A 23,563-nucleotide genomic window follows, 5' to 3' on the forward strand; every position below is an offset into this window, starting at 1 on the left:
ATGCGTCACTACCCGCTCGCCGTAGCGCGAAGCCGTGCGCCCCATGGCCAACAAGCGAATGCCCGCCGAAGGCATGAACACATCAAACACCAACGCCGTGGCTGGCACCAAGCCTGCAATGGCGGTGGCTGCAATGAACCAGCCCGATAAACCTAGCAGCGCCATGCCCATCAGCACCGTCAGCGCGGCCATCAGCGCTCCGCCCCACCACCAGCGGCGGGGGGTCATGCCCGCCAGCATGCGGGCCATGTCCAGCAGACCTGTGCGCGCCTTCATGGCAGCACCTCCTGCTCGGCACCCAGGTAAATGGTGCGGTCCATCAACGTGGCCAGCGCTGGATCGTGCGTGGCCACCACAAGCGTCTTGCCTGCAGCCATGGCACGCAAACTGTGCATGACCTGCCTGGCCGTCGTAGGGTCGAGGTGCGCAGTAGGTTCATCCACCAGCCACAACCCGGCATGCTGCTGCACGGCCATGCGGGCCAGCGCCAGGCGCACGGCTTCCCCACCTGAGAGCCCTTGCCCACCTTCGCCCAGACTGCGGCTGTCCCGCTGGGCAAAGGTCTGGCCCAGGCCCGCCTGCTGCAGCGCCTGTGCAATGTCATCGCGCTGCACACCCGTACGGCCTAGCGCCACATTCAACTCCACACTGCCTGCAAATACGTGGGATTGCTGCCCCATCCATGCCATACGCGCACGCAACTGCGGCCAGAGCGCAGCATCCACTGGCAGCCCATCCACCAGCAACTGCCCTGAAGGCACAGGCAACAGCCCCGCCAGCTGCGCCAGCAGCACAGATTTACCAGCACCACTGGGCGCCCAGATTGCCACATGCTCGCCCGCGGCAATCTGCATGTTCACCGCAGGCAGCAGGGGGGCGCCCGCATCCACCTGCACCTGCAGGTTGCATGCCTGCAGCGCCAGTGCGCCAGGATTGGTCTTCACCGGTGCAGTAGCCAGCGCCGCAGGCAGCGGCACACGCCCCTGCGCCTGCGCCAAAGTCTGCAGTGCCTGCTGTGCAGCCTGCCCCGCAGCACGGTCATGCCATACGGCCGACAACTCGCGCAAAGGGTCAAAAAAACTCGGTGCCAGCATCAGCACCCACATGGCCTGACCGATGCTGAGTTTTTCGCCCCAGGCACCAAATGGCAGATTGCCCAGCAGATGAAAGCCGATGTACATGGCCACCATGGCCACGCCCAGTGCAGAGAACAGCTCCAGTATCGCCGACGATAAAAAGGCAATCCGCAGCACCCGCATGGTGCGTTCACGCAAAGACTCGGCATGCACCTGCAAACGCTGCGCCATGTGGGAAACCGCATGCAAAGCCCGTAAGGTTGGCAGACCGCGCAGGCGATCCAGCAAAAACGCATTCATCTGCCCCAGCTCCACCATCTGCGCATCGCTGGCGGCTTTGGCACGCCAGCCCACAATCGCCATGAACAGGGGAATCAGCGGTGCAGCACACAGCAAAATCAGCGCTGCCAGCCACGACTGGCTGGCCACGGCAATCACAATCAGGGGAGCGACCAGCATCACGCGCCACATGGCGGGCTGGTAGCGCGACAGCCAAGGCACGATGGCTTCGGCCTGCTCTGCCAGCGCACTGGCCACCCAGCCCGACGCTGCGCGCTGACGATCCAGCGGAGAGGTTTGCACCACGGCCTGCATCACATGCTGCCGCAACTGGCTGACCTGGCGACGCGCATGCACATAGGTCACGCGGATTCCGCGGCTTTCACACCACGCACGGGCCACACCCAGCGCGGCCAGCGCCAGCACCTGCACACCCAGATACTGCAGCGCCTGATCTTGCGCAAAGCATTGAACCGCCCAGGCAATCACTGCGGCTTGAGGCAGCCACAGCAGCGACGCCAATACCAGCCATACGCTGCCAGGTTGAACTCTGCGCGGCAGCTGCTGTGGCGAGACAACACGTGCAGCTGAAGATGTGTCAAACCTATGCATTCTTATTAATTAGGAAAATACCGTGAGCTTTGCCTACGGACGATGCTGATGCGAGATACATGTAATCAGGCACTAGGTGCCAATCAGGATGATTGGCGCCATCGGCATCCCTGATGCGGTAGTTGTTTCCCATGCATGTTTCAGATGCTCCCAAGTAGGCATCGGGTATCCATGATGAGGAATCATCCACATTAAGTACATGAAAAACGATACTGAGAGCCCACCAGCACCTAATGCTGCTAGCCAATAGCTTGGGTGGTAGTTACTGAAAACAGTGGGAGCTTTGCTCATATTTTTCCTTTGTGTATGTTTTCTTCAGTTTGCTGTTTTGTCATAGTGCTCTCAAGGCTTCGGGCACTTACCAAGCCAGCTAGAGCATCGACCAAAAAAGTTCTTTGCCCACGTTGAACCAACTCAGAGCTTTTGAGCAAAGTTGTTGTCCCACAGAAAGACTTACAGATGACGCCAGTCCTAGCATCACCTTGACCGCGAAAAGTTAGCGTCATCACAAAAGCATCAGTTCAACTCATAACGTCTACCCTAGTACGCTCATCACCTCTATGTGTTAGTTTTTCTCTCAATGATTGATAGGAAAACTGTTTACACAATGATATATATTTTTATATATTATGTAAAAATATTTTTTCACGGAGGTAAGTGTAGTGTCCAAAACTAACCCAAAAGAGGCTGGACTTGCTCTAGCGCGTCGCCAATTTTTGCAGCTGGGCGCTGCTGGCCTTGTGACAACCGCGGCACTACCTCAGGCAATTGCTGCACCTAGCAAGGTTAAAAGCAGCGCAAAAATTGTTATCGCAGGAGCAGGAGCTGCTGGCTTGAGCCTAGCATCACGCCTAGCGCAGCAATTAGACGGAGTGCAAATAACAATAATTGACAATCGTACGCAGCACTATTACCAACCAGGCTTTACGTTGATTGGTGCAGGAATTAAGACTGCTGACTATGTCGTGAGTCAAACTGCTAGCTACATACCGGCTGGTGTTAAGTGGGTTCAGGAAAAAGTACAAGAAATTGATCCTGAATCAAACAAGGTTGTTACGGGGTCGGGTCAAGTAGTGCCCTACGACTTTTTGTTTGTTGCCACAGGACTAGAGCTCGATTACGAGCAAATTCAGGGCATGGATGCAAGTTTGATCGGCAAGCATGGAATCGGGAGCATCTATAACGGTCCGGAAGCAGCAAGCGCAACTTGGCAGCTACTGTCTGGCTTCTCCGAATCCGGAGGTCGTGGTGTTTTTACCCGCCCTAACACAGAGATGAAGTGCTCTGGAGCTCCGCTGAAGTACACATTTATTAGCGAAGACCGCGTGGTTCGTGCGGGCACTCGAAGCAAGACTGAAATCGAATATTTCTCAAACAACGGGGTGCTATTTAGTGTGCCAATTGTCTCTGAGAAAGCTCGGATGCTCTTTCAACAAAGAGACATAAAAACCCATTACAACCGCATCCTGACAGCAATTGATCCAGGAAAGCGGGTCGCTACTTTCACGACTCCAGACGGACTGGAAGAGCAAAACTGGGACTTTATTCATGTGGTACCACCCATGAAAGCACCCGAATCTGTTCGAAATAGTCCATTGCCGTGGCAGTCTGGCCCATGGGCAAAAGAAGGTTGGATGGAGGTAGACAAAGGAACGCTTAGACACTTGCGCTATCCGAATGTTTTTGGGGTTGGTGATATTGCAGGAGTACCCAAAGGAAAAACTGCAGCCAGTGTCAAATGGCAAGCACCAGTTGCAATTGATCATATGGTTGCAGATATCACGGGCAAACCTTCGGATGCTGTTTACAACGGCTATACATCGTGCCCAATGATTACCAAACTTGGGCAAGCAATGCTGATTGAGTTCGATTATCAGAACAATCTGACTCCGTCTTTCCCTGGAGTGATTGCACCATTGGAAGAACTCTGGATTAGCTGGGTTATGAAGACAATGGGATTAAAGCCCACTTACATCAGCATGCTTCGCGGTAAAGCTTAATAGGAGTAGAGTATGAAAGAGTTAGATCTGATGACATTAGTATCAGTTTTGCAAGAAATGATGGGGCCACTTTTGTGGATTCTTATTTCTGTCATAGTTTTAGGGACTGTAGCCTTTTTTACTCTTCTTCTGAAAGAACATGGCTTGATTCATAAGCGTCTAGTCACTGCCCAAGTATTGAGTCCTTTAGGTGGTGCAATAGCTTTAGTTATTATGGCCAAAGTTTCTTCTTCAGGATTTACCGATGCAGGTGGCCCTGCCGATTGGTTTTTGATTGCAGCAGTTTTTGGAACTGGTCTTATTGGATCAATGGTTTTGCTCTACACCGTAATTGGGTGGCTAGGTAAGATTTCAAAAACTAAACCACAGACTGTAAAAATATAAATTGAAATGTATTTCAGGTTATATAAATCTGGAAAAACAAGTTTTTTTACTTTTCCTCATTTGCATTCAAGCAAGATTTCAAGCCTGATACTATTAATTATCTTAAAGGAGAAAAAATGGAACAGAACAATCAAAGCTCAAACGGCCAATGCCCAGTAATGCATGGAGGTGTAAATTTAATTTAGGTTTAATCAATTTGAGTTGAGCAAAGCTGGGGTATCGTAACTTCTGGACCGTTGCATCAGACTAGCTCACTGTAAGAACTCAAAAAGGCTCTTTGGATTTGCAATACATGTCCTAGGAGCTTTTTTCTTGGCAAAACTGCTCATACAACACGTGCATCACAGCCATCGCGGATTCGCTATCAATACGGTAGTAAACGTGTTTACCCTCTTTGCGAGTAGCCACCACACCTTCTTCACGCAGGACTGTCAACTGCTGTGACAGTGTCGGCTGCATCACACCCACAAGAGTTTCAAGCTCGCCCACACATCTTTCACCTTTGCTTAACTCGCACAGTAGCAGCAGGCGATCAGGGTTAGACAACACCTTCATCAAACGGCAAGCACGGCCTGCCGCACTGCGCATCTGAACGAAATCAACTGGAAGTTCTTGGACTTGCTGCATCAAAAGCCTCGCTTACGCATGACCATCAACTTTATATGAATTGATATATTATAAATAAATACATTGTTGCAATATAAGCTGTTAAGGACTTCGCCATGCAAGCACAAGTTAAAGGCTTTTTTGATCCCGTTACTTGGACAGTGTCCTACGTTGTGTTTGATGCACCAGGCGGGCACTGTGCCTTGGTGGACTCAGTGCTTGACTACGACCCTAAGTCCGGTCGCACCTGCACCACCTCGGCTGATCAGCTCATCGCCTTCGTGCGCGAGCAGCGCCTAGCAGTGGACTGGATTTTGGAAACCCATGCCCACGCCGATCACCTCTCGGCAGCCCCCTACTTACGCAAGCATTTGGGCGGAAAGATCGCTATTGGGGGCAACATCACACAGGTGCAGAACGTTTTCAAAGGCATCTTCCATCTGGAGCCAGAGTTCTCTACTGACGGCTGCCAGTTCGACCATCTCTTTTTGGACGGTGAGCAGTTTGCCATCGGCCAGCTTCAAGCCCAAGCCCTCGCGGTGCCTGGACATACCCCGGCATGCATGGCCTACCAAGTTGGTGACGCGGTCTTTGTCGGCGATACGCTTTTCATGCCTGATGTGGGTACGGCACGCTGCGACTTCCCCGGAGGCAATGCACACATACTTTACCAGTCGATTCGCAAACTACTGAGCCTGCCTCAGTCCACTAGGCTGTTTATGTGCCATGACTACCCGCCCGAAGGTCGAGATGTCCAATGGGAGTGCACGGTCGCAGACCAGCGCATGCGCAACATCCATGTCCATGATGGGGTGAGTGAAGAGGAATTCGTGGCGATGCGCACCCAGCGTGATGCAACGCTCGCAATGCCGGTACTTATCCTGCCTTCTGTGCAAGTCAATATCCGTGCGGGGGAGTTGCCTCCACCTGAGGCGAATGGCGTCAGGTACCTCAAAATTCCACTGAACACGCTGTGAGATTTCTTTTCAGTCAATCCATTCATTTCAAAGAGTTTCCATGAGCAACGGCCCCATCACTGTGACTTTGAACCAGCAGCGTGACTACCAGTTCCAAATCAACTTTGGCGCTCCTGTGCCCAGCCTGCTGGGCGATGAGCCCCCGCCGCTGGGCCAGTCCGCAGGCCCCTCGCCCATGCATTTATTGTGTGCGGCCGTGGGTAACTGCTTGAGCGACTCGCTGCTGTTTGCGCTGCGCAAGTTCAAGCAAAACCCAGACCCTCTGCGCTGCACAGTCACTGCTGATGTGGGGCGTAATGCTGAAAACCGCATGCGCGTGTTGGGCATGCAGGCCACGCTGCAGTTGGGAGTACCAAGTGGGCAGTTGGAGCACCTGGACCGGGTGCTGCAAAGCTTTGAGGGCTATTGCACCGTTACGCAAAGCGTAGGGCAGGGCTTTCCCATCCAAGTCACGGTACTGGACGTGGATGGCAGCGTGCTGCACGGCGGCTCTGCTGCATGAATAAAGCTATGAACTTCTGGGACCAGCAGTTTTCTGAGGAAGGCTACAAGTACGGCACTGCGCCGAATACCTTTCTGCAAAGTGAAACTCACCGCATCGCACCATGTTCCAAGGTGCTTGTGCCCGGTGATGGCGAGGGGCGCAATAGGGGACGTCTCAGAAAACGGAAAATAAAGCACGTTAAGCCCATTGCAGACGCTAGATATTGACGAGTACATCGGGTTTTCTCTTGTTTGAGTTGCCTCTTGTGGTAAATTAGTAATCAATTACTATCTTACAAGGAGTGCTCGTGGACACCCATCCAAAGCATCTGCCGGCCGATGAACGTCGTGCCGTAACTGTCGAGTCCGTCGTGGCGCTTGCCGGTTCACAAAACCCAAGCGAGATAACCACTGCGGCTATCGCTAAACACATGAACTTGACCCAGGGTGCGCTGTTTCGGCACTTCCCGAACAAGGAAGCCATTTGGCAGGCGGTCATGGAGTGGGTAGCAGAGCGCCTATTAGCCAGAATCGATCGATCCGCACAAGGAATCGAGTCGCCCTTGGCAGCCATGGAGGCGATGTTCATGAGTCATATCGAATTCGTAGCTGAGCACCCAGGCGTGCCAAGAATGATGTTTGGTGAGCTTCAGCGTGCCGAATCGACACCGGCCAAGCGCATGGTGCAAACCTTGATTCAGCGCTACGGCGAACGTTTGCATCGTCTCATCGAGAAAGGCAAGGCCAGCGGCGAGTTGTCTCCCTCGCTTGACAACGAGGCGGCGGCAACGCTGTTCATTGGCACGATCCAGGGCTTGGTCATGCAATCGCTGTTGGCGGGTGATGTGGGACGTATGCACCGCGATGCGCCGCGCGTCTTTGCAATTTATCGACGTGGCATAAGGAGTGCGCAATGAAAAAGTTACCCTTGCAAGGCCGCACCCTGGCGCTGCTTGCCGTCATCATTCCTTTGCTGGTGCTTTTTATTTATGTCGGTCTGCGATCAGGGCCGCTCGCCCCGGTCGCTGTGACGGTGGCAAGCGTGGAATCACGGGCTATCACACCGGCGCTGTTCGGCATCGGCACGGTGGAGGCGCGCTACACCTACAAGATCGGGCCGACGTTTGCCGGGCGCGTCAAACGCCTGGAGGTGCATGTAGGCGACCAGGTCAAGGCCGGACAGGTGCTCGGCGAGATGGAGCCGGTCGACCTTGATGATCGGGTGCGCTCACAGGAGTCGGTATTCAAGCGGGCGGAAGCGGCTTTGCGCGAGGCAGAAGCCCGGCAAGCCTACGCGCAAACCCAGGCGCGCCGCTATGAGCAATTGTTTGCGGTGCGCTCGACCAGCGAGGAAATCGTCACCACCAAGCGGCAGGAACTGCAGATCGCCGATGCCGCCCTATCCGCCGCTCGGGAAGATATTGCCCGGGCACGCTCCGACCGCGAAGGACTCGTCGCGCAGCGGAGCAATCTGCGCCTGATCGCGCCGGTCGACGGTGTAGTCGCCGTGCGCGATGCCGATCCCGGCACGACCATCGTCGCGGGCCAGGCCGTGGTGGAAGTGATCGACCCCAAGAGTTTGTGGATCAATGTGCGCTTCGACCAGATCAGCGCATCGGGGCTGGCTGGGGGGCTGCCGGCTCATATCGTCCTGCGTTCGCGTGGTGGCCAGACCTTGAAAGGTCGCGTGCTGCGGGTGGAACCCAAGGCCGACGCGGTAACCGAGGAAACGCTTGCCAAGGTGACATTCGATAACAAACCAGAACCTTTGCCACCAGTGGGTGAACTGGCCGAAGTCACGGTTGACTTGCCGGCGCTCCCGGCCGCTCCACTGATCCCCAACGCTGCCGTCCAGCGTGAGGGCGACAAAGTTGGTGTCTGGCAAATCGTGGATGGTGATCTGCATTTCTCCCCGGTCAAGCTCGGCACTTCCGACCTCAATGGTTACGTGCAGGTGCGCGAAGGGCTCAAGAATGGGGACCAGGTTGTGACCTATAGCGAAAAGGCACTGACGGCGCGCAGCCGCATCCATGTGGTCGACCATATCCCAGGAGTGTCACGATGATCAGCCTGGCCGGCCGCGACATTCTCCATGCCTGGGGAAAATTCGTCTTCACCGGCATCGGTCTGGGTCTGCTGATCGGCGTCACCCTGGTCATGGCTGGGGTGTACCGAGGCATGGTGGACGACGGCAAGGCGTTGCTCGACAACAGTGGCGCTGACCTTTGGGTGGTGCAAAAGGATACTCTGGGTCCTTATGCGGAGTCGTCCAGCCTCAACGATGACGTGTATCGCGCCATTCTCGCCATGCCGGGAGTCTCACAGGCAGCGAACGTGACCTACCTGACCATGCAGGTACGCAAGGGCGAGAGTGATGTACGCACCATGGTGGTCGGCATCGCGCCCGGTGCGTTGGGGGCTACACCCGGATGGCCTCCTTATCTCGTCGCTGGACGCCAGATCACGCGCGGTCACTACGAGGCGGTGGCCGACATCGCCACCGGCTTCAAACTGGGAGATCGTCTTGCCATTCGCCGAAATCATTACACCGTCGTGGGGCTGACACGGCGCATGGTGTCGTCCAGCGGCGACCCGATGGTATTCATTCCGCTCAAGGATGCCCAAGAGGCTCAGTTCCTCAAGGACAACGACGCCATTTGGCAAAGCCGGCGTCGCACCGAAGCCAACCCGGCCTTCAATCGACCCGGTGTTACTGGTTTGCTGGATGCCGTGATTGCTTCACAGAGCACCAACGCGTTCGTCAATGCAGTGCTGGTCACTCTGAAACCTGGTCATGCGCCGGACGAGGTTGCCGAATCCATCCGGCGCTGGAAACGTTTGACGGTCTACACACGGGCACAGATGGAAGACATCCTCGTCGGCAAGTTGATCGCTACGTCGGCCAAGCAGATCGGCATGTTCTTGGTGATTCTGGCCATCGTTAGCGCGGCCATCGTTGCCTTCATCATCTATTCGCTGACGATGGACAAAATCCGCGAGATCGCGGTGTTGAAGCTCATCGGCACACGCAACCGAACCATCGCCGCGATGATCATGCAGCAGGCGCTCGCCCTGGGCGTGATTGGTTTCGTGGTCGGCAAGATCACAGCCACTTTCTCAGCGCCCCTGTTTCCCAAGTACGTACTGCTGATGCCGTTCGACTCCGTCGCCGGTTTTTTCGCCGTGCTCGTGATCTGCGTTCTAGCCAGCATCGTCGCCATTCGCATGGCACTCAAGGTCGACCCGGCCGAAGCCATTGGAGGTTGAGATGAGTGGCAAAGGCATTCGCATCGAAGGTTTGAGAAAACGTTATGGCGAGGGCGATACCGCGGTCAATGCCTTGAAAGGCGTGGACATGCAGGTGGCACCCGGCGAGGTGGTGGGCCTGATTGGCCCTTCCGGGTCCGGCAAGAGCACGCTGCTCAAATGTCTGGGCGCGGTGATTGATCCGACCGCCGGTCGCATGACGCTGGGCGATGAAGTGATCTACGACGATGGCTGGAAAGTCCGCGACTTGCGCGCCTTGCGGCGCGACAAGATCGGTTTCGTTTTCCAGGCACCATACCTGATTCCGTTTCTCGATGTCACCGACAACGTGGCGCTACTGCCGATGCTCGCAGGCGTCGCGAATGGGGAGTCGCGCGCGAAGGCACTGGAACTGCTCACCGCGCTCGATGTGCAACACCGGGCTCGCGCCATGCCCTCGCAACTCTCCGGTGGCGAGCAGCAACGGGTCGCCATTGCGCGCGGACTGGTCAATCGTCCGCCGGTGATCCTGGCCGATGAACCCACTGCGCCGCTGGATTCCGAGCGCGCCATGGCTGTAATCCGCATCCTCAACGACATGGCCCGGAAGTTCGAGACCGCCATCATCGTCGTCACCCATGACGAAAAGATCATCCCCACATTCAAGCGCATCTACCACATCCGCGACGGCGTGACCCATGAGGAAGCTGGCGAAGGGCGGGAGTTCGAATGAGAGAACGATTGAATTACAGGAGAATTTCATGACCCACCGCAAACACAGCCACGCATTTGGAACTATCACCCTGACCGTTACGGCCTGCCTGCTTTTATGGGGTTTTCAGTTGCCAGCTTGGGCTGGTGACGCTACCCAGGTTGAGCCACTGGCGCTACGCAAGATCATGCAGGAACTCGGGCGCAACATGCAGGCTATTACCGGTGCGATTTCGCAGGAGGAATGGGTTCAGGTCGTTCAGCTCGCCCCAAAAGTTGCTGCACACCCCGAGCCACCGCTTACTGAAAAAATGCGCATCCTTGCTTACCTCGGCGCTGATGCGACCAAGTTCAGAAACTTTGACGCGCAGACTCACGAGGCGGCGCTGGCCATGAAGCTGGCTGCTGCGAGCAGCGACGGCAAGGCGGTGATCCAATCATTCGCCCACGTGCAGGAAAGCTGCTTGGGCTGCCACCAAGCTTTCCGTAAACCTTTCGTGGAGCATTTTTATGGAGCACGCTAAAACATGCCAGCGCCCCATCAGCCTCGAAAGACGGCTTGCGGCAACTTACCTGGTAGCTGGTCTGGTCACCGCCGGTCTGGCCGGCTGCGCCGCCGGCCCTGATTTTCAGCGTCCCACCGCACCCGATGTGGCTCGCTACACTGCAACACCGGTGGCTGATAGAACCGCGTCCGCTCCCACGCAGTTCGGCGAAACACAACGTCTAGTCGAAGGGCTTCCGATCGAAACGCAATGGTGGCAAAGCTTGGGTTCATCCACACTCGACGGACTGATCAACGAAGCTTTCCATGTCAGCCCGACGCTGGCGAGCATCAGCGCCAATTTGCGACAGGCGCAGGAGCTTCTTGCCGCACAGGCGGGCTCGACGCAATATCCACAGGTAGATGTCGCACTGGGATCTCAGCGCCAGCAAATGAGTCCCAGTAGCCAAGGGTTGAGCGGAGACGCACGTCAATTCAGCCTCTACAACGCCAGCGTTGGCGTGCATTACAACCTCGATCTGGCTGGCGGCAACCGGCGCGCACTCGAAGCCTTGGCTGCTCGCGCCGACTACCGTCGCTTCGAACTGAATGCTGCGCGCCTGGCCCTTGCCGGCAACATGGCAACCGCTGCCATTACCCGAGCACGCCTCGCCGCGCAACTAGAAGCCACTACTGCCATTTTGCGCGTGCAGGATGAGCAACTGCGCCTAGCCCATGAACGCGTGCGTATCGGTCAGGCCTCACCTGATGAAGCGTTGAGCCTACAAGCTCAGGCGGAGCAAACGCGGGCAGAACTGCCTGCGCTGCGTAAACAACTGCAACAAACCGAACATCTACTGGCGGTGCTAGCCGGTCGTGCCCCAGGCACGGGTGGCATCCCGGCTTTCACTCTGGCCGATTTCACTCTGCCCGTCGAGATGCCGCTCGTCGTGCCCTCAGAACTGGTGCGCCGCCGACCGGATATCCAGGCGTCAGAGGCGCTGTTGCATGCGGCCAATGCAGACTATGGTGTGGCTGTCGCCAAGCTCTACCCACAGATCAACCTGAGCGCCAACCTTGGCTCTCAAGCGCTGACCACCGGTGCCCTGTTCGGTGGTGGCTCGGCAGTGTGGGGCCTGGTTGCGCAGCTCACCCAGCCTCTTTTTAATCCAGGGCTACCCGCTGAAAAAAGAGCGGCGCTTGCCGCTTTTGATGCCGCCGCAGCCAATTACCAGAGCGTCGTATTGGAGTCTTTGCGTAACGTCGCCGACACCCTGCGCGCGGTGGAAAGCGATGCACAAACTTTGACTGCCCTCGCTGCCGCTGATATGGCTGCACAGGCCTCATTGCAGTCGGTCGAGCGGCAATACCGGCTGGGCGCGGCCAGCTACCTGCAACTGCTCATCGCGCAGCAACAGGCACAGTCAATCCGGATCAATATGGTTGCGGCCCAGGCACAACGCCTAGTCGATAGTGTTGCTTTATATCAGGCCCTGGGAGGTGGTGTCAGTTAAGGCTATACCCTAACCTGATGTCAGATGCTGGGCGCAAACTACGTCAGAATAGAATTACAGTTTGCATTTATTGACACAAGCTGCCAAGGGTAATAGATTTCATCCTGACACTTTCACCTTTGGAGGCATCTTGCAAGGTCAACGTATCGGCTACGTCCGCGTCAGCAGCTTCGACCAGAATCCTGATCGACAACTGGAACAAATAGAAGTCGGCAAGGTATTCACCGATAAGGCTTCAGGCAAGGACACACAACGTCCCGAACTTGAAAGGCTGCTGGCCTTCGTCCGCGAGGGTGATACCGTGGTGGTGCACAGCATGGACAGGCTGGCACGCAACCTTGATGACCTGCGCCGCATCGTTCAGGGGCTGACACAACGAGGCGTGCGCATGGAGTTTGTTAAAGAAGGGCTGGCGTTCACCGGCGATGACTCACCGATGGCCAACCTGATGCTGTCGGTCATGGGGGCTTTTGCGGAGTTCGAGCGCGCTCTGATCCGCGAACGTCAGCGCGAGGGAATCGTGCTGGCTAAGCAGCGCGGGGCCTACCGGGGACGAAAGAAATCGCTGAACAGCGAACAAATTGCCGAGTTGAAACGGCGAGTTGCGGCAGGCGACCAGAAAACCTTGGTGGCCCGTGACTTCGGCATCAGCCGCGAAACCTTGTACCAGTACCTGCGGGAAGACTGACCATGCCACGCCGCTCAATCCTGTCCGCCACCGAGCGCGAAAGTCTGCTGACACTGCCAGATGATGCTGCCCCTGTTTTGTGGAGCTCTTAGCACCTTGCTTACGCGGCCTTTTTACGCTGTACCTCGTACCAGCGTTGCTCGTATTGCATACGGCTGAGATAGCCCAAGCTTGAATGCAGTCCGCGGTAATTGTAGAAGGCCATCCAGTTCATGATGGTCTGCCTAGCTTGCTACCGGGTAGCGAAGCGCTGGCCGTGTACACAAGCTGTCTTCAATCTACCCCAGAAACTTTCGATGGGAGAGTTGTCCCAACAATTGCCTTTGCGGCTCACGGATGGGCGCATTCTCCAATCTACTAATAGCCGGTAACGCCACCTCGCTTTGAGTGCTGCAAGAAGCATTTATGCTTCGTGCCCTCATGGCAAGACAACCAGTTAGCAAAGAGCTGTAGAAACAACTCCAGCATTTACACCATCAGCCAAAGGCAGCGCACGCAAGCTTGGTGTGAGCGATGAGGCTGCCCTCAATGATCGGTATCGAAGGCAATACAGCCAGCGCCGCTTCGGCTAGTCCAACGAGTGCTCCTCAAGAAGCCGAACTAACGCCCCCACCTAAAATCAAAAAAAAGCGTGGCACTAACGAATGAACTTTATGCGGCGGCGCAAAGCGATCAGAAGACAACGCATGGAGACTGGCCGCTTCCGACCGATCTTTCCTAACTGTGTGTACTTTTGTACGATAGGGTCAGTGGAGTTGCCTCAAAATTCGCTCTCATTGAGACTTTCACTTGGGTGTCAGGCTCAGTGATGAACGCAAAAAAACCACCATACGCTGAACGTGATCCGGTCCCAGACCTTCGGTCAGATCGTGACCACCCGGCACTTCCAAGCAGGCTGTCTCACCAAGGCCGCTGGCCTCGGCCAAACGTAAAGCGTCAGTGAAGGGGACAGTCTTGTCATCCTTTCCATGCACGAACAGGATGGGACACGACACGGCACCTGCGCTGCGCAGCGGTGCGATGTCATCGAATCGCGCGCCAATCATTTCCTGCACATGAGACAGGATCCAGCTACCAAGCCAACGTGTGGGAATGCGCATCTGCGCCAACCAGCGTTGCATTACCTCGGCTGGATGGGCGAAGGCACTCAGGCTGATGACAGCGCGCACATCGGGCTGGCGTGTAGCCGACAGCAACACAGCCCCCGCCCCCACCGAGTGCCCGATGAGGGCCAAGCGCGAAGCGTCGACCTCCGGCTGCTGCCGTAGCCAGGCCAGACCAGCCTCCACGTCTTGTGCGAAGCGTGGCAGTGACTGGAAGTCCACCGCACTGCTCAGGCCATGACCACGGGCATCGAGCACCAGCAGGGCCAGGCCGGCTTCGTGTAACCACGGAACAGCAGGGAGCATCAGGCCGGCGTGGGCGCCCCAACCGTGCATAAGTACGGCTCCTGGCGTGGGCAAGCCCAGATACTCAGGCTGAGTAATGAACCAGCCAAACAACTGGCTGCCTCCCTCACCTTTAATCCAGACCGGGCGAATCTGCTGCCTCGGCAATGCTAATCCCTCGGGCATCACTGGGTGAGTCTGGTGAGCTGCACGCAGCCCCCACAGCAAGGTGCGGTGCGCCAAGGCTTGGAGCAGATTCAAGATGTCACCCCAGCGCAGTCCATTCGGCGCAGAAGGCGCACATGCATGGGGCGCACGAAATCCGCACCCTGGGGGCCACAGTGAGGCGCAAAGGCGACGGAGACGCATTGGATCAGTTCATCGGTCAAGGCATGGTCGGCGAAAGTGGGCCGCATCATGCGCTGCTCGAACTCGTTGAAATCGGCGTAATGCACCGGCATGTCAAATCGACGCTCGGCAAGTTGCTGCCAGGGGCCTTGGGCCAGGGCCCGATCTACAGCGGCCTGTGCGGCGGCACGCACCTCACCCTCGTCATTGAACAGGCGCACGATCTCGTTGAGTGGGCCGTCGTATACGGGCTCGGACACATAAAGGTGCCCGCCTGGACGCAGTACCCGCGCGACCTCGCCCAAAGCCTGATCCATCAGGTGCAGAGGTACATGGTGCAGAGACTTCAGCATCAGTGCAAGATCAAAGGACGCGTCAGGGAACGGGACATCTTGCGCACCAGCAGCCACAAAACTAAGGTGCTCACGCGGGTCAGCGAGGTTCTTGGCGTGCTGACGTGCATCCACTTCTAAACCTGTCACATAGCTCGTGGGATACACCTGTAAAAGTTGGCGGGCCAGACGGGCATTGCCACACCCAAGCTCGATAATGCGCTGCCCCTCCAGTGGTACCAGTTCGGACAGGACTTGAAGTTCGTGGCGGATCAAGGGCAAAGTGACAGAGGCAGGCATGACAGAAAGGGCAAGAGGAGAAACAGGTTTAAGGGGTCTCGCGCAGCGCACGTAGGCGGGCTTTTAGGGACGGTCCGCTCAGTACACCGAAATGGAGTTCGACAATCTTCCCGCTGGCATTGACGAACAAAGTTGCGGGCAAGCCGGCCACCCCAACAGCAGGCCCCAACTCCGAGGAGGAATCGAGCCAGATGTCTTGTAAAGACAACTTGCTGCTTTGCAGGTAGGAGCGAACGTCTTTCACCGACTCGCCTTGATTGATGAAGAGAAATTGCACATCGGTCTCGTCGCGTTGCAGGTCAGCAAAGATAGGCATTTCTTGGCGGCATGGCCCACACCAGGAGGCCCAGAGATTGATCACCCGCAACTGCCCTTGCCCCAGGGTCGACAAGGACTTCACAGTGCCATCGACCTCGCTGTATACAGGAATATCAGGTAGCGTGGGGAGCGTGGAATACGCACTCAGGCCCCAGGTGACCCCACCCCATACTAGCGTGCCGGCGGCAACTCCTACGCCCATGGCTTGCCGCCAAAAGGGGCGGCGCCAGGTTTTCCAAGCCAACCAAGCCAACCCGGCAGCCCAACCACTCAATGAGTGCCAGCCACCATCACGCACATCAAGGATGGCAAGCGGTTGTACCTGGTACAGATCGGCGTGAAGGCCGACATGAACGAGGCGCGCCCACAGCAAGCCCCACCAAGCGGCGTGGATGAGTTCATCGCCCGGACGCTCGCTGGAAGGCACTCCCGAACGATGAAGGGCCCAACGGGCAGCGACCCAAGCGCTCAACCATACGGCTGTGATCAAAAGCAAAGGAGCCACCGGCAGTGCCAACGGTCCGAGAGAGAGTGAATACAAGGTTGTCTCAGATCGACAAAAAAAGTGAGGATGGAGGAAGGCTGAACCCAACGCGCTGGACGGCGGACTGACAAGATGGGCTACAGCAAGGCCGCGACCAGACTGCCTGCTTATAGATGGATGAATCGAGGTCGAAGAGCTCGATGGACAACAAGGAAGCAGTCATGTACAAATCCTTTCGCAGGATCTAAAAATGAAAAGGCACGGATTGGCCATCGCCTCGCTAATTGCCGAGTTATGTAGGAGCTGGCCGAGCAAACGCCTGCTGGCGCTCAACATCGCGCTCCAACTGCCGAGCAATGTTGTCGCAGACCAAGTCACACAGCGTGTAAATGGACGCATCTGCAATGAGGTAGTACACACTCGTCCCTCGTCCTTCACGCTCCACGATCCCCTGCTTGGTCAACAGGGCCAGGTGGCGTGAGACGTTGGCAGCCGTACATCCGCACAGCTGCGCTAACTCTCCAACGTTTCGCTCACCCTGACGCAGAAAATTGAGGATTTGCAAGCGTGTGGGCTCTGCCAGCGTCTGGAAGTAGGCGGCTACGGCCTCCAACGCCTCGGGAGGGAAATTTTTCATTGCCAAGTATCCTGCTGACCTTGAAACGATTCAATAGAGCTAGGGTTGGCATGGTTTGCATTCGTCATAAATTAATCATATGATCAATCAACTAATTAATCAATTAGTTAAGTAATAATTAACTGTGAGTCCGTCTTTTAGCTTGGCATGACTGAAAAGGCGCTTGCCAGAAAAGAACTTCCAGACGCTGCTGATTACCCATGCGGGGAATCACTCCTGAGCGATCGACTCATGAAGCCAACCTACTTTTAGCCATTGGAGCCCAAATGCCCCCCGAAATCCTCATCGATATTGCCATTCTGGGTGCAGGCAGTGCCGGCTTGTATGCGCTGCGTGAAGTGCGCCGCGTCGGCCGCAGCTTTGTGATGATTGATCCCGGCCCTCTTGGAACCACTTGCGCGAGGGTTGGCTGCATGCCGTCCAAAGTCGCGCTACATGCGGGTGCAGAGTGGGCCACCCGCAAGGCGCTGTCACAAATTGGGGTACGGGGGACTGAGGGCCTTTCGATTGACCTGTCGGTCACCTGGGCGTGGCTGCGTGAGCAGCGGGATTCTTTCAGCAACAACGCCACCGGCAAGGCCCGCACGGCAGCCGGAGAACACTTGATCGAAGGCTCGGCCCGCTTTCTGGAACCTACCTTGCTGGAGGTGAATACTCCCACGGGCGTGCAACACATCCGGGCTAAAAAGGTGATCATTGCCACAGGCTCCCGTCCTGTGGTGCCAGCCTGGTTGGCACCGGTGCAGGACCGCACCGTCACCACCGATGCCTTGTTTGAGCTAGCTACTCTGCCAGCCCGCATTGGCATCTTGGGGCTGGGTGCCATTGGACTCGAGATGGGTCTGGCGCTATCCCGGTTGGGCGTTCAGGTGATCGGTGCTGACCTAGCCCCACAGGTCGGTGGCATCAGCGACCCGGTACTAGGCGAGCGCGCCAGTGCTCGATTTGGCCGCGAAATGGATCTGTGGCTGGGCGTGGAAACCCACTTGGAGCGGACCGAGACGGGTGTTCGCTTGCGCGCAGGCGACCGCGAAGCTGAGGTAGATCTGCTGCTGGCAGCACTGGGTCGTCGGCCTAACACCGATGGTCTGAACCTGCAGGATGCAGGCTTTCCGCTGGACGCACGCGGCACCCCACGTTTTGACCCGGCCACGATGCAGGTTGGCGAGCTGCCAGTTTTCATTGCGGGCGATGCTAATGCCGACCGCCCCCTGATGCACGAAGCATCCGATGAAGGCGCCATCGCCGGCTACAACGCCGCACGCGACACCCCAACTCGCTTTGCGCGCAAGGTCTCGCTGGGCATAGCGTTCTCCAATCCCGATATTGCCAGCGTGGGAACCCGCTTCGATGCGCTGCCACTCAAAGGGGTGGTGATTGGCACTGCTGGCGGCGATAAAAACGGCCGAGCACGCATCATGGGAGCTACTGACAGCATGCTGCGCGTGTACGCTGATGCCAGCGATGGTCGTCTGTTGGGCGCCTCTATGGTCGCCGTTGGGGGCGAGCACTTGGCCCACCTGTTAGCTTGGTCCATCCAGCGCGGCGAAACTGCGGCGCAGCTGCTGCAGCTGCCCTTCTACCACCCCGTCATCGAAGAAATGCTGCAGACCGCGTTGCAGGACATCGTGTCCCAACTGCCCATCCGCGGACCCTATCCCCTGGGCCTGGCCCTGGAGGAGAGCGCATGAACCCGTCTGCCAACACCCCACACGAGCGACTTGCACATGTCCCTGTGGCTTTGTTTGCCTCCGTGATGGGCATGGCCGGCCTCGCTATTGCCTGGACCAAGGCCCACCATGTCGCTGGCGCTCCGCTGGAGGTGGCCTGGGTGCTGCGCTGGATGGCCAGCGGGCTGTATGCGTTCCTGCTGGCCCTGTACGGCGCCAAGCTCCTGCGACATACCCAGGCGGTGAAGGTGGACTGGGCCCACTCGGTGCGGATGAATTTCTTCCCGGCTATGTCGATTGGCCTACTGCTGCTGTCGATTGCCTGGGCGCAGGACGCACCGGCTGCTGCGTTCTGGATGTGGGGCTTCGCTGCTGCCCTTCACCTGGCCTTCACGCTGGCGGTGATGGGCAGTTGGATCCACCAGCCACACTACACCATCCAGCATGCCAACCCAGCATGGTTCATTCCGGTGGTCGGTAATATCATCGTCCCGATTGCAGGAGTACGGTTTGCACCATTAGATGTCAGCTGGTTCTTCTTTAGCATAGGGTTGGTATTTTGGTTGGTGCTGATGACCATTGTGCTGTACCGGCTGTTCTTCCACGAGCCCCTGCCTGCGCGCCTCACTCCCACACTATTCATCCTGATTGCACCACCTGCTGTCGGATTTCTGGCTTATGTTGGACTCATTGACCGGCTTGATGGCTTTGCCCGTGTGCTGTACTTCACGGCCCTGTTTCTGACCCTGCTGCTTTCCAGCCGAGCGATCAGCTTTTTTCGGCTGCCATTTTTCATCTCTGCTTGGGCTTACACGTTTCCACTTGCCGCTCTGACGATTGCCACCTTTGAGATGGGCGCTCGCAGTCACCAAGCCTTCTATACCGGACTAGGCTGGATACTTTTAGCAGTTGTGAGTTCTGCAGTGGGGTTGATTAGCTTCAAGACCGTATTGGCTTCAGTTCAAGGAAAAGTGTTTGCGCCTGAGTGAATACTGACGAATACGTTTGAATTGATGGAAACTGAAATGCATAGAGCAGTAAATTTTCGGTGCTCCAACGCGCCCCCTACACAGCACTGAAACCACAGGGTTTCGCCATTCAAGGCTGCGCATATCGGCATTGCTGCGCGATACATGCCACCTTGACCTGAGCACGCACCATCCCCGCCCACCATGTTAGCCTGCGGCGGTTGCATGGTTCGGAACCACTAAACCACGACTAATACCTGCTGTACGGCCCCACCGCACGGCTGCCCTACGCCCCTGCTGCGCTCGCACGGCAATTTGCGTTTAGCATGTGCACGCCCTGCGTCTCTCAACGTTTTTTATTCTAGAGTCGTCCATGAACCCCAAACTTATCTGGGCTGCTGCCACTACCTGCGTTCTGTTTACTTCTCCTGTGTGGGCAGACCAAGCACTGGCAGCCTCCAAAGCATGCATGGCCTGCCACGGTATAGACAAAAAGATTGTTGGCCCCGCCTACAAAGACATCGCGAGCAAATACGGCAACAGCAAAGCATCTGAGGCTTACCTAGTCACAAAGATCCGCAAAGGTAGTAGCCAAGTATGGGGCCCAGTTCCTATGCCAGCCAACGCCCATGTGAGCGAAGCAGACGCCCAAAAGCTAGCTGCTTGGGTGCTGTCGCTGAAATAACGCTGTACTGCATAACACTCTTTTTTGCGCAGCATCCATGCCGGACTTCCTCATTTTTGCCCTATGAAACATTCTGAAAAAATCCACATCTCGACCTAGCCCCACTAATGTGGAGCTAGGTTTAAGAGTGTCGTGCAGTTAATCGCTATCAGACTCTTTTGGCGGCAGGGGATAAAACTCCTCTACGATCTCTGCCGCCTCGTCAGGCGCATCTTCAAAGCTGCCATTGGCAAAGCCTAGTCGCGCTGTTGCGTCCAAAGCCGACTGATCAAATCCAGCCGCCAAGCGCTCAGCTGCCATCGTGCGGGCTTGGCTGATCGCTTCGTTCAAAGAGATCCCCGAACGTACCACCAAGTCCGCGTAGTAGATGGCAGAGCGGTGGGACTGCGTGGTGGACTTGCCTCGCAGCTTGAGCTCCAGCGGCATACAGGCCAGGTGACCACCAGAGACCGCAGCGAAGTACTGCAGGCGTGCAGCCAAGGTACGAATGCTGTTAAAGCCCGTTGTGCGAAACACAAAGCTACCCAGTTCGTCGCTGTCTCCAATGCTCACGTTGAGCCGTCCATAGGGCTTGCACTGACTCATTCCAAAGCGGCAGACATCTGGACCAGGGCATGCTTGCTCTTCGAGTCCTTGGTCTGTCACACGCTTGCATGTTTCTCCATTGCCCACGCAGATCGGGCGCGCTGTGGTTCGATCAAACATGCAGTAGTCCGCCCGCAGATTCAGATCCGGATCATTGAACAGAACGCGTACCGGAATGCTGCGCAGCTTGCGCCGCGCTGGGCTCTGTGCTTCCACAGTATCAGAAGGTACGCCCATCTTGTCTTTGAGTGTGCGCTTGGCCAGCCGTGCCTCTCCCTCTGCATCGGAAGGCTGGGCGCCTTCCTTTATGCCGCCGTGTGCCTGGGTTTGGCGTAAAGCCTCATCCAGAGGATGCAGCACCCACTGGCCGCGCTGCTGGACCTGAGTCGTAATCGTGAACTCATCGTCTTTTTCAGGCAGACGCTTACCGTTCTTTTCAACCACCTTACCTATCGAAACACGGCCAATCACAGGTGGGGTGATCATCAAACCTTTGATCATGTTTTGCTCCAAAAAAAGAAAGCTCCCGGTGGCATCAGCCGCGGGGAGCCTGAAGTTGTGGGTGGACCATCCAGAAATGCTCATCCTTCTCCTTCATACTGGGCTGACGCAAAACCGCCGAGAGCCTGGGCGGCTACTCAGGTACGCTTTGGCCATGTTGGGATGGTCTTTGATGAATTGCGCGGTGTTGAACACCTGTGCATCTTTGCTGCGCTTCCAGGTCACATAGCCTGCGGCGAAGGTCGCTTTACCTGCTTCTCCCATATGGATCTGAATGGCTTGGCGCAGGCGTGCCTCCTTCTTCTGGGCGGCATCGAGCTGATCACGGGCTAGCAACAGTGCTTCAAACGTAGCATTGAGTTCTGGGTCATCGCTCATATCCACGTCTTCACCGGCGCTGTTGGGATAGAGACAACGCAGCGCTTTTTCTGCACTGTCAGAACCATCTCCAGAAGGCGGTGTGTTGCTTTCCACCAGCTGCCAGAATGCATGTTCCATCTCGATCAGACGGGCAATCAATGCCTCATCACGCTCGATGCGGAAGATGCGCAACTCCTGCCCCCCAATGAGCACGGCCACATCTGCGGCTTTGTGACCCGTCACCGCCAACTGGTGCATCACCTGCAACTGGACGTACTCAGGCACGCCATCCTTCCAAAGGCGTGCACCATGAATGCCAGCCGTTTTGCATTCCAAAATCTGTACCTCAGAAGATCCCATTACCTCTCGGTCGACATTGGCCAGCATCCAGGGATGTTTGGGGTGTTGCAGCACAGCATTCACACGCCGTACCTTGTTGCCTGTGCGCTTGGTGTAGTGGGCTGCCACGATGGGCTCCAGCAACGTGCCCCAGAACATGGGGCTGGTGTCATCGTTGGGATCAATAGCAGGCAGCAGGTCGGCCTTGCCCGTCTTTTGCATCCACAACTCCAGCTGGGACTGGTAGGGATTCAAACCTACGGCTGTTGCCGCATCGGAGCTGCCAATACCCGTGCGACGCACTTCCAGCCAATCATCACGTGCCATGTCCTTGGTCGATACTAGGCGCAAAGCGGCGCCCTTGCGAGGGCGGTTAGGGTGCTCCACTGGTGTTTCACGGACATCCAAATTGGCATTGCTCAACAAATAAACAGACATACAAATCTCCTTGGCCCGCAAAAATTGCGGGCATAAAAAAACCGCCTCAGAAGGCGGTTCGTGGGGGTGGAACGTAGATAGGGAAACCTAGCGGAAACAGCCAATGAGGCCAAAGAAGCAAACCAGCGAGCATGCTCAGGCCACCAGTTGCAAAGCATGATCCAAGGCACGCTGCTTAATCGCTGCTCCCTGGCCGAACCAAGCACTGTCCAAGCGGTTGTCTTGGCTTCGTGCTTGTTTTTCATGGTCAACGAACTCGGTCACAGAGCACAGCAAGCCCCAAGCAGTGTCTTTCGCTGCATGCATCTCTGCACCTCGACCATGGCCCTCATAAAGCATCTGTACCTTCTTCAAAGCGCGCTCATTGGTCAAGCCGACTGACAAGTCAGAGTGGCTTTCCGTATTGCAGATCACCTTGAGAAAGTAGTTCATCGCCTCATGGGTTTTGACCTTGCGCTCGGCCAAGGTTTTCATGCGGTACATGAAACTGTCCCACTGACCGACTGCAATACCGAGTTGGCGTTTAACGGCCTGTGCGTCGAACGTAGTGCTGTGGGGAACCTTGACAGAGCCAACGCCATCTCGCAGGGCAATCGTGAGTGTGTTGTTGCACACCACGCGCACTGTGGTTGGCATAGCCACGGTAGCCAGAGAACCATCGCACGACGTAGCCAAGAGCAAATAGCCGTTGACTACATCGTTGCCCTTCAAGGCGACAGACTTACCAGTACGGGCCAAAGCCCAGAACTTACGTCCGGCCTTGAGCACCCCGGCTGTCTCCAGCTCGTACCCGGCCACTTCGGTCAGGTCACGGTAGAACTCCAGTACCTCACGGGGTTGCACCACGTTGTAGCGACTGCCCACTACGGATAGCGGAGCTTGTGTGTCACTGCGATAAAGCACCTTTTGCTCTGGGAACTCCTTGGGCTCTGCGTACAAACCGGATAAGCCGGAACTGCTGTCAGAGGCCATGTAGCGCACAGGTGTTTCCTGAATGCTCCAGTCCATGCCTGCCGTTTGTGCCCAGACATCAATGCTTTGTTTGGCTGGGAGGGCGTTGCCCAGTTCGTGCCAGGGAGTTTGGCCGGTATAGGCCATGGTTTCCACGAGGTGTGCCATGCGAATGCTCCTTTTGAAAATAGAAAGCGGG

Annotated in this window: 23 protein-coding genes and 3 pseudogenes; 15 read left to right on the top strand and 11 right to left on the bottom strand. The window is 56.5% G+C overall.

Annotation, left to right across the window (positions count from 1 at the left end; translation table 11 throughout):
- Positions 1-276: pseudogene (locus tag QEP12_RS10995) on the bottom strand (ABC transporter ATP-binding protein); the annotation flags it as partial.
- The gene (gene cydD / locus QEP12_RS11000) at positions 273-1,967 is read right to left on the bottom strand and encodes a thiol reductant ABC exporter subunit CydD (RefSeq protein WP_284214278.1); all 1,695 of its coding nucleotides are present in this window, start codon (positions 1,965-1,967) and stop codon (positions 273-275) included. The pseudogene QEP12_RS10995 and the gene cydD, both read right to left, overlap by 4 nt.
- A gap of 662 nt (positions 1,968-2,629) precedes the next feature.
- Here cydD and QEP12_RS11005 point away from each other — a divergent pair.
- Both QEP12_RS11005 and QEP12_RS11010 read left to right on the top strand, forming a co-directional pair.
- Complete coding sequence (locus tag QEP12_RS11005) at positions 2,630-3,967, top strand: NAD(P)/FAD-dependent oxidoreductase (protein WP_284214279.1); 1,338 nt, start codon at positions 2,630-2,632, stop codon at positions 3,965-3,967.
- Positions 3,968-3,979: 12 nt separating this feature from the next.
- The gene (locus QEP12_RS11010; RefSeq protein ID WP_284214280.1) at positions 3,980-4,351 is read left to right on the top strand and encodes a DUF5368 domain-containing protein; all 372 of its coding nucleotides are present in this window, start codon (positions 3,980-3,982) and stop codon (positions 4,349-4,351) included.
- 297 nt (positions 4,352-4,648) lie between these two features.
- Here QEP12_RS11010 and QEP12_RS11015 read toward each other — a convergent pair whose 3' ends face one another.
- Positions 4,649-4,978, bottom strand: coding sequence for an ArsR/SmtB family transcription factor (locus QEP12_RS11015; protein WP_174864204.1), 330 nt, complete (start codon positions 4,976-4,978; stop codon positions 4,649-4,651).
- A gap of 95 nt (positions 4,979-5,073) precedes the next feature.
- On the opposite strand from QEP12_RS11015, the gene QEP12_RS11020 reads away from it, so the two are divergent.
- The 9 genes from QEP12_RS11020 to QEP12_RS11060 all read left to right on the top strand — a co-directional run bounded on the left by QEP12_RS11020 (position 5,074) and on the right by QEP12_RS11060 (position 13,060).
- Positions 5,074-5,934: an MBL fold metallo-hydrolase gene (locus QEP12_RS11020; RefSeq protein ID WP_284214281.1), complete on the top strand. Its 861-nt coding sequence runs from the start codon at positions 5,074-5,076 to the stop codon at positions 5,932-5,934.
- Positions 5,935-5,974: 40 nt separating this feature from the next.
- Positions 5,975-6,436 carry an OsmC family protein gene (locus tag QEP12_RS11025; RefSeq protein ID WP_284214282.1) on the top strand — a complete coding sequence of 154 codons (462 nt, stop codon included), beginning with the start codon at positions 5,975-5,977 and terminating at the stop codon, positions 6,434-6,436.
- A 289-nt stretch (positions 6,437-6,725) separates the two neighbouring features.
- The gene (locus QEP12_RS11030; protein WP_004393990.1) at positions 6,726-7,334 is read left to right on the top strand and encodes a TetR/AcrR family transcriptional regulator; all 609 of its coding nucleotides are present in this window, start codon (positions 6,726-6,728) and stop codon (positions 7,332-7,334) included.
- Positions 7,331-8,482, top strand: coding sequence for an efflux RND transporter periplasmic adaptor subunit (locus QEP12_RS11035; protein WP_284214283.1), 1,152 nt, complete (start codon positions 7,331-7,333; stop codon positions 8,480-8,482). Before QEP12_RS11030 ends, QEP12_RS11035 begins: the two co-directional genes overlap by 4 nt.
- Complete coding sequence (locus QEP12_RS11040) at positions 8,479-9,684, top strand: ABC transporter permease (RefSeq protein WP_284214284.1); 1,206 nt, start codon at positions 8,479-8,481, stop codon at positions 9,682-9,684. Before QEP12_RS11035 ends, QEP12_RS11040 begins: the two co-directional genes overlap by 4 nt.
- Position 9,685: 1 nt before the next feature.
- Positions 9,686-10,396 (top strand): ABC transporter ATP-binding protein, encoded by a 711-nt coding sequence (locus QEP12_RS11045; RefSeq protein WP_003056107.1) that lies wholly within the window; start codon positions 9,686-9,688, stop codon positions 10,394-10,396.
- A gap of 28 nt (positions 10,397-10,424) precedes the next feature.
- Entirely contained in the window at positions 10,425-10,898 is a 474-nt protein-coding gene (locus QEP12_RS11050; RefSeq protein ID WP_003056106.1) for a cytochrome c, read from the top strand.
- The gene (locus tag QEP12_RS11055) at positions 10,885-12,372 is read left to right on the top strand and encodes an efflux transporter outer membrane subunit (protein ID WP_284214285.1); all 1,488 of its coding nucleotides are present in this window, start codon (positions 10,885-10,887) and stop codon (positions 12,370-12,372) included. Before QEP12_RS11050 ends, QEP12_RS11055 begins: the two co-directional genes overlap by 14 nt.
- 130 nt (positions 12,373-12,502) lie before the next feature.
- Positions 12,503-13,060 (top strand): recombinase family protein, encoded by a 558-nt coding sequence (locus QEP12_RS11060; protein ID WP_284214286.1) that lies wholly within the window; start codon positions 12,503-12,505, stop codon positions 13,058-13,060.
- 100 nt (positions 13,061-13,160) lie between these two features.
- Here the strand turns inward: QEP12_RS11060 and QEP12_RS11065 are convergent.
- Positions 13,161-13,424 (bottom strand): annotated as a pseudogene (locus QEP12_RS11065) (integrase core domain-containing protein); the annotation flags it as partial.
- A gap of 41 nt (positions 13,425-13,465) precedes the next feature.
- On the opposite strand from QEP12_RS11065, the pseudogene QEP12_RS11070 reads away from it, so the two are divergent.
- A pseudogene (locus QEP12_RS11070) lies at positions 13,466-13,590 on the top strand (IS5/IS1182 family transposase); the annotation flags it as partial.
- 255 nt (positions 13,591-13,845) lie between these two features.
- On the opposite strand, the gene QEP12_RS11075 reads toward QEP12_RS11070, so the two are convergent.
- From QEP12_RS11075 to QEP12_RS11090, 4 genes are all read right to left on the bottom strand, one after another.
- A complete protein-coding gene (locus QEP12_RS11075; RefSeq protein WP_257469080.1) occupies positions 13,846-14,709 on the bottom strand; it encodes an alpha/beta hydrolase in 864 nt (287 codons plus the stop codon).
- Complete coding sequence (locus tag QEP12_RS11080) at positions 14,706-15,428, bottom strand: class I SAM-dependent methyltransferase (RefSeq protein ID WP_284214287.1); 723 nt, start codon at positions 15,426-15,428, stop codon at positions 14,706-14,708. The genes QEP12_RS11075 and QEP12_RS11080 overlap by 4 nt, the downstream gene beginning before the upstream one ends.
- Positions 15,429-15,456: 28 nt before the next feature.
- Positions 15,457-16,173: a TlpA disulfide reductase family protein gene (locus QEP12_RS11085; protein ID WP_284214288.1), complete on the bottom strand. Its 717-nt coding sequence runs from the start codon at positions 16,171-16,173 to the stop codon at positions 15,457-15,459.
- Positions 16,174-16,522: 349 nt separating this feature from the next.
- Positions 16,523-16,867 (bottom strand): ArsR/SmtB family transcription factor, encoded by a 345-nt coding sequence (locus tag QEP12_RS11090; RefSeq protein ID WP_219162543.1) that lies wholly within the window; start codon positions 16,865-16,867, stop codon positions 16,523-16,525.
- Between the two features lie 266 nt (positions 16,868-17,133).
- Here QEP12_RS11090 and QEP12_RS11095 point away from each other — a divergent pair, with 266 nt between their 5' ends.
- The 3 genes from QEP12_RS11095 (at position 17,134) to QEP12_RS11105 (ending at position 20,190) form a co-directional block, all read left to right on the top strand.
- Positions 17,134-18,558 (top strand): dihydrolipoyl dehydrogenase, encoded by a 1,425-nt coding sequence (locus QEP12_RS11095; protein WP_284214290.1) that lies wholly within the window; start codon positions 17,134-17,136, stop codon positions 18,556-18,558.
- Positions 18,555-19,526: an SLAC1 anion channel family protein gene (locus QEP12_RS11100; RefSeq protein ID WP_284214291.1), complete on the top strand. Its 972-nt coding sequence runs from the start codon at positions 18,555-18,557 to the stop codon at positions 19,524-19,526. Before QEP12_RS11095 ends, QEP12_RS11100 begins: the two co-directional genes overlap by 4 nt.
- A gap of 352 nt (positions 19,527-19,878) precedes the next feature.
- Positions 19,879-20,190: a c-type cytochrome gene (locus QEP12_RS11105; RefSeq protein ID WP_284214292.1), complete on the top strand. Its 312-nt coding sequence runs from the start codon at positions 19,879-19,881 to the stop codon at positions 20,188-20,190.
- A gap of 138 nt (positions 20,191-20,328) precedes the next feature.
- Here the strand turns inward: QEP12_RS11105 and QEP12_RS11110 are convergent, their stop codons facing one another.
- The 3 genes from QEP12_RS11110 to QEP12_RS11120 all read right to left on the bottom strand — a co-directional run bounded on the left by QEP12_RS11110 (position 20,329) and on the right by QEP12_RS11120 (position 23,532).
- On the bottom strand, positions 20,329-21,276 hold the full coding sequence (locus QEP12_RS11110; protein ID WP_284214293.1) for a recombination directionality factor: 948 nt from the start codon (positions 21,274-21,276) through the stop codon (positions 20,329-20,331).
- A gap of 93 nt (positions 21,277-21,369) precedes the next feature.
- Complete coding sequence (locus tag QEP12_RS11115) at positions 21,370-22,413, bottom strand: YqaJ viral recombinase family nuclease (protein WP_284214294.1); 1,044 nt, start codon at positions 22,411-22,413, stop codon at positions 21,370-21,372.
- 135 nt (positions 22,414-22,548) lie between these two features.
- Positions 22,549-23,532 (bottom strand): DUF932 domain-containing protein, encoded by a 984-nt coding sequence (locus tag QEP12_RS11120; RefSeq protein WP_174864174.1) that lies wholly within the window; start codon positions 23,530-23,532, stop codon positions 22,549-22,551.
- Between the last annotated feature and the right edge of the window lie 31 nt (positions 23,533-23,563).

This window comes from Comamonas jiangduensis (assembly GCF_030162955.1).
GTDB lineage: Bacteria > Pseudomonadota > Gammaproteobacteria > Burkholderiales > Burkholderiaceae_C > Comamonas > Comamonas jiangduensis.